This window comes from Microbulbifer maximicatervae (SeqCode) (assembly GCF_052468095.1).
The window spans coordinates 357759-373995 of sequence record NZ_CP174332.1 but is presented as its reverse complement, the minus strand read 5'-3'; the positions used below and the strand labels follow the sequence as shown (position 1 = coordinate 373995).

Genomic DNA, 16237 nt, shown 5'->3' with positions numbered 1-16237 from the left:
GCTCACCGCGATTACAAGGGCCAAACCCAAAGCAACATGGGGATACTCACAACCAGTACCAATAATTCTAGTGGCAGCCCCATTTTCCAGTAATCACCAAACTCAAACCCTCCCGGCCCCAGAATTAAGGTGTTATTTTGGTGCCCAACCGGCGTCAGAAATGCGCAAGAAGCTCCAATTGCGACAGCCATTAGGAAACTGTCCGGGTTCACCGCCAGTTGTTCTGCGGTGCTCATGGCAATTGAACACATCACAGCCGCAGTAGCGACATTATTCATAAAATCAGACAGGGTCATGGTAACCACCAGGATCAGCCCCAGGGCCAAAACAGCACTACCCTGAGCCAGGACATCCAATAAAACCTGAGCTATCAGGTCGGCAGCTCCCGTTGACTCCATCACATCGGCAACCGCAATCAGAGTGCCCAATAGCACGACTACGGACCCATCAACTGAGTCATAAACATTTCGCAACGGCACTATCTTCAACGCCATAAAAGCCAATACACAGGTGGCAAACGAGATCGCAGCTGGTAACAGGCCAAATGCTGCACCCGCGACACCAAGCACCATCGCCAGTAAGGCAATGGCCGCCTTCTCCTTGTTGGGGATGCTAATATCCCTTGAGGCCAGAGGCACACAGCCTTTTTCCCGCGCAAAGCTATATAAGTTTTTATCAGCCCCCATCATTAACAAAGCATCGCCGGCGAGTAATGGTGTCGAACGCAACCGGCGCACCGAGCGGCGCCCCTGGCGCGAGAGTGCTAGCAAGTGAATCTGGTATCTCGCTGCGAGGCGTGAAAACCTCATAGGGCGTCCCACTAAGGGGGAGTCTGGCATGACAACCAACTCTCGCAGCTGCATTTCGGTACGATCCGCCAGCGCTTTTATTGGGGGCTTATTCTGAGAATCACTCTCGGTATTATTGCTACCCGATTGTCGAGCCTTACCCGATGAATCTGCCCCAAGGGCTCCCACTGTTTTCAAACTGAGATTGGACAAGCAGGTGGCAAGGCTCTCCGGCTCCGCCTCAATGACCAAAATGTCACCGCTATTTACTTTATGCCAGGGAGTCGCGGGAGAGACCCTGGCATCATTGTGTACGACACCCACAACCTGGGCATCTTCTGTTCCCAGCATCTTGGAAATTTCACGTAGATTCTTGCCGGCAGCTACGCTTTTTTCCTCAACAAGTGCTTCTGTTAAATATGTGCCAGTTTCAAAGGAGGAGGCCCCCGTTCGGTTGCGCGTAGGCACCAAGCGCCATCCAACGAATGCGATAAACAAAACTCCAGCTATCGCAACTGCCAGACCCACCGGGGTGAAATCAAACATACCGTAACTACCGGCGCCAGAATCCGCCCGAAAACCGGAAACGACCAGGTTTGGCGGTGTACCTATCAGTGTGGTCATTCCCCCCAGAATCGTTGCGAAAGACAGGGGCATTAAAACCCTCCCCAGTGCCACTTTCTGTTTCTCGGCCATATCCACAGCCACGGGCATTAATAAAGCCAACGCGCCGACATTATTCATAAAGCTCGATAAAAACGCGCCAAGCCCAATGAGTAACAATATGGATACTGAGATACTCCCGCTTTTGCGGACAACTCGTTGTGCAAGTGCATCCATTGCACCGGTATTTTGTAAGCCGCGACTCAGGATTAACACACAAGCAACAGTCACGACCGCTGGATGCCCAAAACCAATAAAAGCATTTTCCGGGGGAATCAGACCGGTAAAAACACAAGTCAATAAGGCTGCTAAAGCAACCATATCGTGGCGCCACCGCCCCCATATAAACAGGGTTATAGTGACACTTAAAATAATCAGGATTAGTAACTGATCAACAGTCATGAAAAAGATATCCCTGAATATAAAAGCTGCTCAGATTTCTGTTCAGCTATCTATTCAGGGTATACCCGGGAAACTAGATGGAGCGCACTTCTACGCCATAACCCCAGCTCCATTAGGGGTACAAAATTCAGGAGAAAGTAACTGCCCGTTCTTCCAATGGATAAAACTGAGTACCTACTTTAATACAAACCCTGGCAGTACTGCAGGAGAACCAGCCTCTATATCCAGTGACCTGAATATTTCTATAGGTGCCAACCATCGCCTGGCGCAAGCGTTGGGCCCAAGGTCTTAACTTTTCTCCATCGTAGCCGGAACCACAGGCGCAAACATGTAAATTAACGAAATTAGCGGGAAGCCCCTCTTTAACCAAGGTATCTGCTAGCTGTCGAGGCGTGTAGGTTTTCCACTCTCCTCCTTGCCAGTTAGGCATGCCGTTTACATATACTTTTTTCTGCTTGTTGTTACTCGTGGAGCGCTCAGCACCAATAAATTGTCCATCCCCTGCACCCGTGCCATGGGTTACGATGTAAAGGGTATCGGCAGGATTCAGCTTACTCAAACACTGGTTCACCCACCGATACATGGCTTTTCCAAAACCGGAGGTTACTTTATTGGCCAGGATTTGATTCACCGGTATGCCCCAGGCTTTCGCCAACCCCTCCGCATATTCCTGCATTTCATCGCTATTTATCGGGATATAGATATATTTTTTAGCCACGTTTTTATCCTCTATACATGCAGGAGCAACCCGCCCCTTATGTAATCCAAATGCTTCCAGGATTTTTAAATCAGCTGCAATAATTCAGGAAAGCTAAGATTTACCTTCTGTGACCTGGAATCGCATTAGGTTCAAAAAGTAAATGTAAACACTGAGCTATCGAGCAATAAATTAAAAAAGTATTCTCTCATACTGAGCATTAATTTCCGGTGTAAATATCAAACTGTCATCTAACGCTAAGCACATCATATATTGCATTTACAGGCAGCTTCTTCAGTTGCCATAGGCCTGGAAAGAAAATGGAGATACAATCAAATACCACCTATTTTCTAAATAAGCAGGAGTGCTACCTTGCGGACCGATACTGCGAATTACACGGACATCTTCCTGAATGATATTCCGCTGATGGACGTACGCGCCCCAGTTGAGTTTGTTCGCGGCGCTTTCCCTTCCGCAAGAAATCACCCCCTGCTTGACAATCACCAACGTGAACTAATCGGGACTGAGTACAAGAACAAAGGCCAGCAAGCAGCAATTGACCTTGGCTGGCGTTTAGCAACAGATGAAGTGCGAAGCTTATGTCTTTCACAATGGAGCGCATTTGTACGTAAACACCCCCAAGGTTACCTCTACTGTTTCCGAGGCGGTTTGCGCTCCCGAATGACACAAAAACTGCTACGCTCGAATAATATTGAATACCCGATAGTAGAGGGTGGCTATAAAGCCATGCGGCAGTTCCTGTTAAACGAGCTGGAAAAGTATTGTACCCAACTGCCCTTTATCGTTGTTGCTGGTCACACCGGCAGTGGCAAAACGGAATTAATCCAGGCTGCGCGGCGGTATATCGACCTTGAGGGGATCGCAAAACATCGAGGTTCTAGCTTTGGCCGCACCAGTAGTAGCCAACCTTCACAAATCGATTTTGAAAATCAGATCAGTATCGACCTGCTGAAGCTTTCCCAGCAGACAGGTGCTATTGCTATTGAAGATGAAAGCCGTCTAATTGGACGCTGCGCACTTCCTCCAGTATTGCAAACCGCCATGAAGGCCGCTCCCCGGGTTCTTGTCGAGGAGCCATTGGAAACACGGGCACAGCGCATTGTGCAAAATTATGTTCACGAGGGCTTAGAGCGCTTTAAAAGCGGTGAAAAATCAGCAGCTGAATCTTTGGGGGAAGAATTACATCTCAATCTCAATAAAATCAGTAAACGCCTGGGAGGGCTGCGCTACAAGCAGCTCAACGAAGCCTTAGCTTCAGCTAACCAAGAATTACTGAGAACGAATAATAGTGATGTGTACATCCCTGTCGTCGTGTCACTGTTGCAAGAATACTATGACGGCAGCTACGACCATCTTATGAAGAAATCGGAACAGAAAATTCTGTATCGAGGCAACTACAACGAAGTACAACAGTGGTTGAAGGAGTCCAACCACTCACTGCAAAAACCAGAATAACAATCCTCAGCTTTTGTGAGCGAGGCGATTTAATTTAAATCTCCGCATTAAAAACCAGTCCCTAAAACTGCGCGGCAGCCAGCGTGCCATCCAGGGCAACAGGCTGCTGCGGTTGCCAATACGCACCAAAGGACGAGCGCGTTTTCGCAGCAGCTCACGCACCAGCTTTTTGGCCAGTGTGCTTGCCAATGTAGCATTCTGTTGGGACTCCTGGGCACGGGCCCTAACCGCCTCTTCCTGCCGTTTATACAGGGAGTCCGGCGGCAAAAGACCGCGCAGGGATGTCTCAGCGTGGCGACCAAATTCCGATGCGATCGCGCCGGGTTGCACCGTCATTACCCGAATGCCAAAGGGTTTTAGTTCAAGTCGCAAAACATCAGAAATGGAGTGTAGGGCCGCTTTAGAAGCACAATAGGCACCAGAGAAAGGTGTGGGCATTACCCCGGAAACCGAGCCGATATTACACACAATTCCGCCCTGCTCCGAACGCATTAAAGGTACACAGGCCCTAATCAAAGCGAGAGGGGCAAATACATTGGTTCGGAACTGCTTTTCCAGTGCTCGCGTGTCCAGTTCCAGCAGCGGCCCCATCTGACCGTAACCGGCGTTATTGACCAAAATATCGAGCCGCCCGTATGCCGCTTTTACTGCGTGAACCACTCGATTGATATCCGCCTGGGAATTCACATCCAAGGCCTCTGTGGCAATTCCCAGGTCTGCCAGCTCTTGTAAACTTTCCGGGCGGCGCGCCGTGGCAATCACTATGGTTCCCCGGCGATGTAGCGCCAAAGCCAGCTCCCGCCCAATACCGCTTGAGCAGCCGGTAATTAAAGCCACTCGATCCGGAACCACATAACCCCGCCCAATTTGCGCAAGGCTTTCCGCAGCAAAACTTCGATTGGGGGAACGAAATCTGGAAATGGGCGGCTTATCCACAGGAACTGCTCCGTTTAATGGTCCTATCTCTCAATGGGCGTTTGCAGGTACTCAATCAATCCAAAAACATTGCCATAGGGGTCGAGAAAGCTCGCCATCAGTACACGTCCAGAAACTTCCTCTACATCCGTGTGCTGCCGCACCCCCATAGTGCCGAGTCGCTCAATCTGCGCGGCCAAATCCAAAACCTGCCAGTAAGCAACTACACCATCGGCCCGGCTGATCGCACTGCGCGCATCGGCATTTAATCCGAGCTCGCAATCACCAATACTAAATGCCGCATAGCTATCGCTTTCATAGCTGGGTTTCTGTTCGAGTACCTGCGTATACCAAGCCACAGCCTCGGTAATGTTGGCAACTCCGTAGACTGTTTTGCGCAAGCCAAGAATCTGCCCCATTTGAGACACCCCGTTGAGTAATTTTTATCCACTGGGTGGGGCACTATGGCGCAGTTTATTGCAGCTCTTGCTCCAACTGCTCCAGTAGGTCCAGGGGCTCCACCTCAACCCCTTCCAGTTCGGCGTTCCAGTTTATCCCCACCAATAAGACATCTTCATGCATGCCGGTGAGCCAGTCATCCATAAATTCTTCCAGGTCAATTGCCACTGCCTCATAGTCAGCCCAGTCTCCTTCGCAGTGGTCTTGTGCAAATTCTCTTTGCGACCAAAAGGGCATAACCTCGGTATCGGCCCGCTTTTCAGACTCACAAAGTGCAAAGCCCTCCTCACCCTGCAGGGCCCAGACGCAGCCCTGGCCTACAGCTTCAGGCAAAAAGCGCGCGCAATTATCTTCAAAATTATCGGTTAGGGTTTCGCTTTGCATAACAACTTCGCTTAAACGGTTTTACCGCAGTTTACGTTAGTTTTCCCGGCCTCAATAGGCCCTAAATTCTGTCGAATACTGCCATCGACTCAACATGATCGGTATGGGGAAACATATCCATGACACCCGCCTTACTCAACCGGTACCCCAACTTCACCAATTCACCGGCATCCCGGGCCAGGGTGGCCGGGTTACAGGAGACGTAGACGATCCTGCTGGCAGAAAATCGCGCCAATCCGCGCACAGCCTCCAGAGCGCCATCCCTCGGTGGGTCCAACAGGATTTTATTGAAGCCTGCTTCAGCCCAAGGCGCACCTGCCATTTTTTCGTTCAGGTCGGCAGAATAAAAGTGCACATTTTGTAATTGGTTCAAAGCGGCATTGTCCTCACCCCGTTGAGTTAAAGCGCCGACACCTTCGACCCCGATCACTTCCGCTGCACGACGCGCCAATGGCAGGGTAAAATTCCCCAGCCCACAAAATAAATCCAATACGCGCTCAGAGGGTTGCGGATCGAGTAACTCAACGGCTCGACTCACCATCTGCCGATTTATCGCAAAATTAACCTGCACAAAATCCTGCGGTTTAAATCTCAACGTCAGGTCAAATTCCGGCAACTGATAACTTAGATCAGCAGCTCCTTCTGTCGGCCAGATTCTCTCCAGTGAAGCATCACTGCCACCTTGTATATACAGGTGTATACCAGTACTTTTAGCAAATGCTAACCAGAGCGCCAAGTCCTTATCTGACAGGGGCTTTAAATGGCGGAGCACCAGAGCTGTCACATCATCTCCAACCGCCACTTCCAGATGAGAAAAGTTTGCCCGGCCTTCACTTTCGCCAACAAGTTTTTTTAGCGATCCTAAATGTTCGGCAATTTTCGTATGTAGTACCGGGCACTCATCAATATCTACCAAATCATTGCTGTGCTTTTTTCGAAAACCAAAAAGCAACTCACCACCCTGGGATTTTTTCAATCTGCGAATGCCGATACGGGCCTTGCGCCGATAACCATAGGCATCAGCGGTTAACGGCGGCAGTATTTCTTCGGGTTCAATACCACCAAAGCGCGACAACTGATCCAAAAGAATTTTTTGCTTTTCAATAATTTGTGCTGATGGCTCCAGGTGCTGAACCGAACAGCCTCCACATGAATCCACATAGGCGCACTGCGGCGCGCACCGATCCGCTGAAGCCGATAGGATTTCCTCAACAATTCCCTCATCAAAACGGCCGCGCCGTGCGGTATAGCGGAATTTAACCTGCTCTCCCGGTAAGGCACTATCAATAAACACCGTTTTGCCACCCACCCGGGCAATACCGCGCATATCGTGACTAAATTTTTCTATTGTCGCTTCAGCGCGGCTCGGCAAGTTTTTTTTAACTCGCTTGCGGCCAGTAATAAAACGGGGCTTCTTACTCATAATTAATTGGGAGAATTCAGTACAACTAAAGAATAGAAAAGTTACAAGGTCAGACAGTGACCGTTATCGCGCAACCAGCGGCGCAACTCTTTAAATCTGGGGCACACACTTTGGACTAAATCCCAAAAAGCGCGGCTGTGGTTATGGTGTTGCAAATGGCAGACCTCGTGGGCCACCAGGTAATCCACCACCGGCTCAGGAGCGAGACAAACAAGCCAGTTAAACTGCAGCTCACCGCGGATACTACAGTGACCCCACTTGCTTTTGGTACGACGGACTTTTACTGATGAAATACTTAACCCCAGCTGCTCGGCCAACACATGGGATTTTTGCGTTAACAATGCCAATGCTTCCCGCTGGTAAAGGCGTTGTAAAGCGGTTTGCAGCTGCGTGCCATCGGGCTGGAGATAGCGGGTATAAAGCCCGATGGCACCATCGCCAATACCGGCACTTTTACTGCTCATTGCACGCTCTAAGGGAAGCTGCTGTCCCAGCCAGGGAAAACTCTCACCAAAAGCGTACTGATATTGCGGCACCTGCGCAGCGCGCCGGTCGGCTGCGAGTAACTGCGCTCTCACCCACTGGATATTTTCCTGCAGGAATTCATGCCCATAACGGGCTGCACAACGCTGTGGAATTCGCACTTCCACACCACCGGAAGACAGTACCAGTCCCAGTCGCTTGCGCCGGCTCGAACGCACCAAGCGATAGGGAATATCTTCAAAAATAAAATCCTGGGCCTGTTTCAAGCGGGATCTCCACACGCAACCCAAGAGATAATACTATGCACCATGAGCTACAACAGCCATGGTAATGCGAGAAATACAACTGAGTTTCCCATTGGGTGCATAGATCAGAATTTCCCACACCTGGCTGCTGCGCCCAATATGCACGGGTTTTGCACGGCCGCGAACCTCCCCCTCAGGGACAGGGCGCAGATGATTAGCATTAACTTCCTGACCGACACAATAAAATTTATCGGTATCCACTAATAGGTTGGCACCTATGGAACCCAGCGTCTCCGACAATACGACATTGGCACCACCATGCAAAATACCGAAGGGCTGGCGAGTGCGATGATCTACGGGCAAGGTCCCTTCCAGGTAATCATCGCCAATTTCCGTAATTTCCATTCCCAGGTAGCCGGGCATGCACTGGGATATTCCCTGGTTCAGTTCTTCCAGTGAAGGATCTAAATGCCAAATTGCCATTACAATAAATCTCTTGTGCGTGTAATACCGGAGCATTAATCCGGACTTCTTTACTTACATTCAGGACCAATAAATTTTTTTACTTACCAATAAAATAATCTGGCAGAAAAAAATCCGGGGGGATAATAGCCGGGCGTTAAATGAGTGGGGCCAAACAAGCCATAACGAAACAACTCCATATCCAACATCCGCAGCTCCCAGCGAAGGCGGCTGCGCTGCAAGTACAATGCCTGGGCCTGGGCTTCACTATCAGTGTTCCGATAGGCGTAATGCAGGGAGAGCAACTCGCGCTCTAAATTATCCCGGCGCCACAAAAGGCGCTGGTAATGCTGCTCAACACGGTATTCGGCGAGACCGCGCTCGTAATTCTGTAAAAACAAATCAGCAGTAGGGCCAGTGCAAACCCCTTGGTAATTCCGCCCCCTACGCCCCTGGTGATAGCCATTTTCTGCAGTGCAGTAAGTCTCTACACCCTCTTCATGTCCCTGCAACCATGCATCGCTATCCACATGCATGTCGTAGCTGTCACACTCTTGGGCAATATCGTACACCAGCGACTGTGAGCGACCGCGAGCGCCGTCTTGCAGGCCCCGCTCATACCAGAGCCCCGCGCGGCACTCCTCTTCGGAAATTACTGCGCAGCCGCTTAACCCCAGCACCAGCAAGGCGAGAAAAAGACGTATTTTTCCTGCAAACATAAAATGGGACTCCCGGCGCTGTACTTCCCGCCTGTTATTGGAATCCAGGTATCACTTAACCAAAGCGCTTGTCGGCGACAAAAGGATTGGTTTGGCGCTCCTGGCCAAAAGTGGACATGGGGCCATGCCCCGGTACAAATTGAACCTCATCACCCAGCGGCCATAGGCGCTCTTTGATAGAGCGAATCAGGGTATCGTGATCTCCCTGGGGGAAATCCGTACGCCCGATCGAACCGGCAAACAAAACATCTCCCACCAGAGCCAACTGGCTGGGGCGGTGGAAGAAAATCACATGGCCGGGGGTATGGCCCGGGCAGTGGTGTACCTCCAGTTCCTGATCCCCTACAGTAACCGTATCTCCCTGCTCCAACCAGCGGTCTGGAGTAAATACTTCGACAGCGGGGAAACCAAACATCTGCGCCTGCATGGGCAACTGCTGAATCCAGAAATCATCGCCTTTATGCGGCCCCTCTATCGGCAGCTGGAGCTGCTTGGACAACGCCGCAGTGCCCCCTACATGGTCCAGGTGGCCGTGGGTCAGCAGGATTTTCTCCAGCTTGAGACCGCGCTCCTCCACCGCCGCCAGAATCTTATCGAGATCGCCACCGGGGTCGACAACAGCCGCGCGCTTACTGTCTTCACACCACAGCAACGAGCAGTTTTGCTGGAAAGGAGTAACCGGAACCAGGTGATATTGCAGCGACATAAGAGAGCGGCCCTTCATCTTTTACAGGAGACTGTTGAGGTAATTGGGGATTATACCGCGAGAGCCTGCTGAGAGGGTTGTGGATGCCGATGAGCGGGCTTATTCACTGTCTTGAGCAGGGAGCGCACATCCTCTATCAGCTGCTCAACAACTATCGGGTTCCGCCAGTAATCCTCAGGGGGCGAGGGAAAAGCCACTGGACTCAAAGCGCCGTGATCGCTGAGTGAACAAGTCTCATAATCACGGCACACCGCCTGGTTATAGGAAGGGCTCAGGGGTTTAAGGGGCCAGCCAAACAGGTCATTGGGGTGATAAAAATTCTTCCAGCGAAAATTGTATCCCCGGGAATTGGAGGTGACCGCCTGAATTTGCTCCCGGGGTCGATCGGCGCACCAGAGGGGCATTGTCGGTCCCAGAGTGTACCAATGGCTCAGGGTCTTGAGGCGCAAAAACCTCTCACGCGCCGACCCTTTGTGAACGCCTGCGGGACCACCATCACGCCAAACACCGCAACTGACATTGGGGCGCTGGGCATCCCAGAGGTAATTAGATAGGTTGATACAACCCACCGAATGGCTGACCAATATCACCGGGGCCCGCTCATCAACCTGATCAGCGGCCTTGGCCAGCGCCGCATAGATCTCGCGCTGGGTCTTTTCGTAGTTGCTATCCCGGCGATCCACACTGCCGGACTGCGCCGCCGTCTGCGACATCCCCAGGAGTAAATATTTTCGTGCACGCAGGAAGTCCAGCTCGCGTTTCTGCATACTCTCAAAGGTGCGTTCGATGTTACTCTGGAAGTGCTCCAGGCCGGGTAATTCAGCGCAGTAGAGACGCGACCACTCCTCCCCAAGCTCGGTTTCCAATGCCGAAAACAGTGGCTTTGCAAACGTGTTATCCACAGCCCCCATACCCGCAGCAGCAAGGATTACGATATCCGCCATGGCTTCCTCTTCTTATTATTCTATCGGCGCCTTCGCAGCGCTCGGCTTTTTTAATTGAATGAACATTGATGAAAACCCGCACAAGGGGCATTCTCACTGCCAAAGAAAAATCGAAAAAATACTGAAAGTGGCGCGAGGGGAAGCTGCACAATAATGCATCCCTTTACGAGCCGGTGTGGATACATCACAGTAAATATGAACTAACGTACCCACTAGTGAGCCGCAGAAACTGCATTGCGACGGGTTGAGATGACCGATTTAACCCGAATAGTAATATACTGCCCAAAGCTAAACCGGCGCCACTCCAATTTGCCACCCAAGAGGCAGAATCACCAGAAAGCTGGCCTATTACAGTGCTGTAACAATACCCGGGTCCTGGTGCATAATAGTGGCTGTACAAAAATCAAACATTTATAACAATCCCTCCCGCAGCGATGCTTTTAACTTCCAAATACAGCCTGCCGGATTGCCCCGAGCACGCCCTATCGCGCCCGCGCCTGCTGTCGGTTTTGAACCAATGCCACAGCGATCAACTGCTGCTGGTGACGGCTCCTGCGGGATACGGCAAAACCACGCTGGTTACCTCCTGGGCCTCACAGCAGGACAACCCGGTCGCCTGGTATACGCTGGATGCCAGTGATAATGAACCGAGCCAATTCTGCCGCTACCTGGTGGAAAGTGTGCACAGGGCGACCGGCAACGGTGTCCCCCAGACTCACCAGTTATTGTCCGCGCCCCAGCGCCCGGACCCTTCGACTCTGGTGAGCCACCTTCTGTCGGAATTGCGGGGCCTGCCCAGCGAACTGCGCATCGTGCTGGATGACTACCACCAGATCGACAACCAGCAGGTGCACGACACAACCCGCTTTTTGTTGCGCCACGCCCCCGCCGGTGTCGGTATTGTTCTCACCAGTCGCAGCCAACCGCCTTTGGGCCTGGCCACCCTGCGAGTTCAAGGGCGATTACTGGAATTGGGCAGTAATGAGCTGGCCCTCAACATTGAGGAAATCGCCACCCTGCTCAAGCAACGCCTGCCGTTTAATCTCGACGGCGACCGCGCAGCCCAACTGCATCACCTCAGTGAGGGCTGGCCCCCCGCCGTACAGCTATTCACTTTATCGGTGCGCGACAGCAACGAAGTGGATCGCTATCTGGCAGAGCTGGAGCAGGGCCACAGTCATATTCTCGATTACCTGGCTGAGGAAGTGCTGGAGCGGCTGGAACCCCAACTGCGCCAGCTCCTCTCCTGCACATCCATCCTCACCCGGGTGAACGCCCAACTGGCGGAGCGCCTTACCGGTCGCCAGGACGGTCAGCAGTTGCTGGAAGAGGCCGCGCGTCGGGGGTTATTCCTGCAGGCGCAGGATTCAAGTCGCCAGTGGTTCCGCTTCCACCCGGTCTTCGCCCGCTTCCTGCAGCGGCAAATTAATGACCGCGAACACTTGCTGCAACTGCACAGCACTGCCTGTGATACCTGGCAAGAATTAGACCAGCCAGTGGAGGCCCTGCGCCACGCCCTGGCCGGGGGCGACCGCGAGCGGTTAAAACAACTGCTCAACGATCGAGGGGAACAGCTTCTGCGCGCGGGGCAGTCGCGCCTGCTGCGGGACTGCCTCGACTGGCTCGGTGACGAAGCCCTGCAACACAGCGCCCGCTTTACTCTCCTGTCCGCCAAAATGGCACGGGAGAATTTTGAATACGACCTGTGCGAGAAAAACCTGGCGGCCTCCGAAAGCTGGCTGCAGCGGGAGGACCCGGCACAGTGGCGCGACTTTGAAGGCGCCTTTGCCACCATGCGCGCCCAGGTGGCCATTGCCCGAGGGCAGACACTGCAAGCCAAGGAGTATGCCGAAGAAGCTTTGGCCCTACTCCGCGCAGACCAGCTGGGCGAGAGAATCTCTGCTCTGCTGGTCACCGGTGAGACCAGCTTCTGCCTGGGTGCCCTGCAAGAGGCCAACCGCTATATGCAGGAAGTTGAAGCCCTGGCGATCGCCGAGCGGGATATTCCCAGCGCCGCCTGGGCCATTTGCCAACAGACAGAGATCGCCTTTGCCCAGGGCCTGCTGAAGAAAGCGTCCACGCTGCAGGAAAAGGTGCAGACCCTGGTGCAGAAAAATCACCTGTCCACACTGCCCATCTCGGAATTTGTGTGCCGGCTGCGCGGCCAGCTGCAATGGGAGTCCGGCGATCTGGAAGGTGCCGAGCAATCCGCTCGCCGAGGTATGCAAATCAACCGCCGGGTCGGCGAGCACTGGCTGCTACCTGAGTACACCCTGCTGTTAAAAATCGCCCAGGCCCGGGGGGAGAAAGAGGATGCCCTGGAGTGGTTGGAGCGTATCGAGCGCCTGCTCACAGACGGGCGCTACCACCGGGACTGGATCGCCAACGCCGATGCCACCCGCATCCGCACCTGGCGCGCCCTGGGCAATCAGCAGGCCATCGCCAGCTGGTTGGAACAGGCTACTCCCGTCGCTGACAGGCCCAGCAATCACTTTGAGCAGTGCCACGGGCGCAACCATGTGCGCGCGATGATTGAGCTGCACCACTGGTCCGATGCCAATCGCCTATTGAGCCGCCTAAAACAAGTCGCCAACGAGTGCGACCTGGAAACAGATCGCCTGCGCAACCGGGTACTGGAATCCCACCTGCTGTGGCTGCGGGAGCAATACCCCCAATCTGTGGAGGCTATTAGTGAAGCCCTGCTTCTCTCCCACGAACGGGATTTTCGCGCCAGCTTCCTGCAGATCGGCAAACCTTTAATCGTTATCCTGAAAGCCGCCCTGGAAAATGGCCTGGGAGATGCGGAGTCCAGCAAAGCCCAGCAACTGATCAAAGCGGCACAACAGCAGCCGGAGCTGGACGGTGGTATTCGTATCGAACTGGATGACACCATTATCCGCGAGATACTGGCCAGCGATGCCGTGCCAGACTTCCTGCGCCACTCCCCTCTCACCCCGAGGGAGTGGCAGGTACTCAATGCGATTCACTCGGGGCTGTCGAACGAAAAAATCGCCCGTCACTTTAAGGTGGCACCGAGCACCATCAAGACCCATATTCGCAGCCTCTACCAAAAGCTGGACGTCAAGGATCGCCAGGAGGCCATCGCCCTGGCCGAGCAAATGCTTCGCTCGGTCCAGGACAAGCCTTAAACAGTCCTGCTCCAGCGGCACAGGGACGTGCCCACTATGCTCCTCATCCCCCGCCCGCCAATACCAAGCCACCCCAGGCCGGTCACCCTTTACCCCCCTCTCCCCCCTCGCCGGGGAGGAGGAAGCCCGCCAATGACTGCTCCATACTCACCTCATCCTTTAAAGGTGGACTATCTCCACATTTCAAATAATGAAACAAGGCAGTAATCCATGAGCGGCAACAGCTATGAGTGGTGGCGCAATAGCGTTATTTATCAGATTTACCCACGCAGCTTCTGCGACGCCAACGGAGATGGCATCGGTGATATTCCCGGAATTACGCAAAAACTGGATTATGTAAAATCCCTCGGCGTAGACGCCATCTGGATCTCACCCTTTTTTAAATCGCCGATGGTGGATTTTGGCTATGACGTTGCCGACTACCGCGATGTAGACCCTATTTTTGGCAACCTGGAAGATTTCGACCGGATGATCGAAGCGGCCCATGAACGCGGCCTGAAAGTGATTATCGACCAAATCCTCAGCCACACCTCAGACCAGCACCCCTGGTTCCAGGAGAGCCGCGCCAACCGCGACAACCCCAAAGCGGACTGGTATGTCTGGGTTGATCCCCAAGAAGATGGCACCCCTCCCAACAATTGGGTTTCCGTATTCGGAGGAGGCTCCTGGCGCTGGTGTACCCGCCGCCGCCAATACTATTTGGCCAACTTCCTCAAAGAGCAGCCGGACCTGAATGTGCACAACCCGGAAGTCCAGGAGCAGCTGCTCGCCGATATGAAGTTCTGGCTCGATCGGGGTGTAGATGGTTTCCGACTGGATGCGGTCAACTTTATTTTCCATCAGCAGGCCCTGGGCAATAACCCGGCGCGCCCGCTCAAGCTCGATGAGAAAGGCCTGCCACCAGTCAATCACTACGATTACCAGTGGCACCAGAATGATAAATCCCAGCCGGAAAACCTGGTGTTTCTCCAGCGGGTACGACAGTTAATGGATCAATATCCCGGCACTGTAACCGTGGGTGAAGTGGGCGACGACAACACCCACAAGATCATGGCTGAGTACACCACGGAAAAACGCCTGCACATGGCTTATTCCTTCGATCTATTGACCGAGGATTGCAGTGCGGGCTTCCTGCGCGAAACCCTGGAAAAAAACCGCGACGTAATCGACAAGGGCTGGCCCTGCTGGTCGATCAGCAATCACGATGTACCCCGCTCAATAACCCGCTGGAACAAAGGCTTTAACGACGATCAAGCCGATGCCAGAGCCCCGCTGTTCCTGCTGATGCAATTGGCACTGCGCGGCAGTGTCTGCCTCTATCAAGGGGAAGAACTGGGCCTGCCGGAAGCGGAAATTGCCTATGAAGATCTGGTAGACCCCTACGGCATTAATTTGTGGCCGGAATTCAAAGGTCGCGACGGCTGCCGCACACCGATGCCCTGGACCAATACCAGCGACGACAACGCCGGCTTTTCCACAGCAAAACCCTGGCTACCCATCTCAGGGGAGCACCAACAACGGGCGGTAGAGGTTCAGCAGGACGCCCAGCGCTCCATGCTCAACCGCTTCCGCGCACTGATCGATTGGCACCGGGAGCTACCCCAATCGTTGGCGACAGCAGAGCAGGAAGTGATCGACACCGGCAGTGATTTGTTTGCTTTTGTAAGGCGCAGCGACAGCGAAGAAATGCTGGTTGTTCTCAACCTGGGGCAAAACAGTGGCACCCTGGAACTACCTGCCGAGTTCTCCTGTGCGCACAATATCACCCCGGCATTGTTTGCTGGCAATGCGGAAGGAAGTAGCTTAGAGCTAGCTGCCGCAGATGCCTGTGTGCTGCTGCGTAAAAAAGCCTGATTGATTAGCAATATTTAAGTGATGCCCAGCTCATATTAGAGCCTGGGCATTCGAGTAAGAAATACAGTCTCTCTGCAACGTCTCTTCCTTTCGACGTCTGCTTTGCCGCCGGCACAATGCCGGCTTTTTTCTGTTTAATTCCAGCACTTCATCATCTATAGCCTGCAATACAAAAAGCCAGATAAAAATATTCGATGTAACTCCCCTCTCAACGTAAGTCTTCGCTATTGGAAATAACAAAATGCAAGGCCAAAATCATCAACTAATGAAAAATACCAACCCATCGAGTTAAGAATCCTTCAACCTCAATTTAAAGCACTACCATTGGAGAGTCACGTCATATGATTTTTCAAATTAAAAATTGAAAAATTTAGAACGTTTATAAAAAACGATAATAGGACTTATATTTTAGCTACTTCGAAATGGGACAGTCCTTCCTTGAAGTACAAGGTGAGAGAGGCTTCTCGC

The 16237-nt window shown here is 52.8% G+C and carries 14 protein-coding genes; 3 read left to right on the top strand and 11 right to left on the bottom strand.

What is annotated here, in order from left to right; all coding sequences use genetic code 11:
- Positions 1–11: 11 nt before the first annotated feature.
- Complete coding sequence (locus ACJJIL_RS01680; protein WP_444958732.1) at positions 12–1853, bottom strand: SLC13 family permease; 1842 nt, start codon at positions 1851–1853, stop codon at positions 12–14.
- A 127-nt stretch (positions 1854–1980) separates the two neighbouring features.
- A complete protein-coding gene (locus tag ACJJIL_RS01675; protein WP_413663455.1) occupies positions 1981–2571 on the bottom strand; it encodes a hypothetical protein in 591 nt (196 codons plus the stop codon).
- A gap of 351 nt (positions 2572–2922) precedes the next feature.
- On the opposite strand from ACJJIL_RS01675, the gene mnmH reads away from it, so the two are divergent.
- Positions 2923–4026 carry a tRNA 2-selenouridine(34) synthase MnmH gene (mnmH, locus tag ACJJIL_RS01670; protein ID WP_445361053.1) on the top strand — a complete coding sequence of 368 codons (1104 nt, stop codon included), beginning with the start codon at positions 2923–2925 and terminating at the stop codon, positions 4024–4026.
- Positions 4027–4032: 6 nt separating this feature from the next.
- Here the strand turns inward: mnmH and ACJJIL_RS01665 are convergent, their stop codons facing one another.
- The 9 genes from ACJJIL_RS01665 to ACJJIL_RS01625 all read right to left on the bottom strand — a co-directional run bounded on the left by ACJJIL_RS01665 (position 4033) and on the right by ACJJIL_RS01625 (position 10766).
- Positions 4033–4962: an SDR family oxidoreductase gene (locus ACJJIL_RS01665; protein WP_413663457.1), complete on the bottom strand. Its 930-nt coding sequence runs from the start codon at positions 4960–4962 to the stop codon at positions 4033–4035.
- A 23-nt stretch (positions 4963–4985) separates the two neighbouring features.
- Entirely contained in the window at positions 4986–5360 is a 375-nt protein-coding gene (locus ACJJIL_RS01660) for a VOC family protein (protein ID WP_445361052.1), read from the bottom strand.
- A gap of 55 nt (positions 5361–5415) precedes the next feature.
- Entirely contained in the window at positions 5416–5784 is a 369-nt protein-coding gene (locus ACJJIL_RS01655; protein ID WP_108734659.1) for a DUF2750 domain-containing protein, read from the bottom strand.
- A gap of 61 nt (positions 5785–5845) precedes the next feature.
- The gene (rlmD, locus tag ACJJIL_RS01650; RefSeq protein ID WP_445361051.1) at positions 5846–7207 is read right to left on the bottom strand and encodes a 23S rRNA (uracil(1939)-C(5))-methyltransferase RlmD; all 1362 of its coding nucleotides are present in this window, start codon (positions 7205–7207) and stop codon (positions 5846–5848) included.
- Positions 7208–7248: 41 nt separating this feature from the next.
- Positions 7249–7956: a M48 family metallopeptidase gene (locus tag ACJJIL_RS01645; protein WP_444907160.1), complete on the bottom strand. Its 708-nt coding sequence runs from the start codon at positions 7954–7956 to the stop codon at positions 7249–7251.
- Between the two features lie 33 nt (positions 7957–7989).
- A complete protein-coding gene (locus ACJJIL_RS01640) occupies positions 7990–8418 on the bottom strand; it encodes a hotdog fold thioesterase (RefSeq protein ID WP_444892114.1) in 429 nt (142 codons plus the stop codon).
- Positions 8419–8501: 83 nt separating this feature from the next.
- A complete protein-coding gene (locus ACJJIL_RS01635) occupies positions 8502–9116 on the bottom strand; it encodes a DUF2799 domain-containing protein (RefSeq protein WP_445361050.1) in 615 nt (204 codons plus the stop codon).
- Between the two features lie 55 nt (positions 9117–9171).
- On the bottom strand, positions 9172–9822 hold the full coding sequence (locus ACJJIL_RS01630) for an MBL fold metallo-hydrolase (protein WP_108734664.1): 651 nt from the start codon (positions 9820–9822) through the stop codon (positions 9172–9174).
- A gap of 50 nt (positions 9823–9872) precedes the next feature.
- Complete coding sequence (locus ACJJIL_RS01625) at positions 9873–10766, bottom strand: hypothetical protein (RefSeq protein WP_444934281.1); 894 nt, start codon at positions 10764–10766, stop codon at positions 9873–9875.
- 434 nt (positions 10767–11200) lie between these two features.
- On the opposite strand from ACJJIL_RS01625, the gene malT reads away from it, so the two are divergent.
- Positions 11201–13915: an HTH-type transcriptional regulator MalT gene (gene malT, locus ACJJIL_RS01620; protein ID WP_445361049.1), complete on the top strand. Its 2715-nt coding sequence runs from the start codon at positions 11201–11203 to the stop codon at positions 13913–13915.
- 210 nt (positions 13916–14125) lie between these two features.
- Positions 14126–15769: an alpha-amylase family glycosyl hydrolase gene (locus ACJJIL_RS01615; RefSeq protein ID WP_445361048.1), complete on the top strand. Its 1644-nt coding sequence runs from the start codon at positions 14126–14128 to the stop codon at positions 15767–15769.
- The last annotated feature ends 468 nt before the right edge of the window (positions 15770–16237 follow it).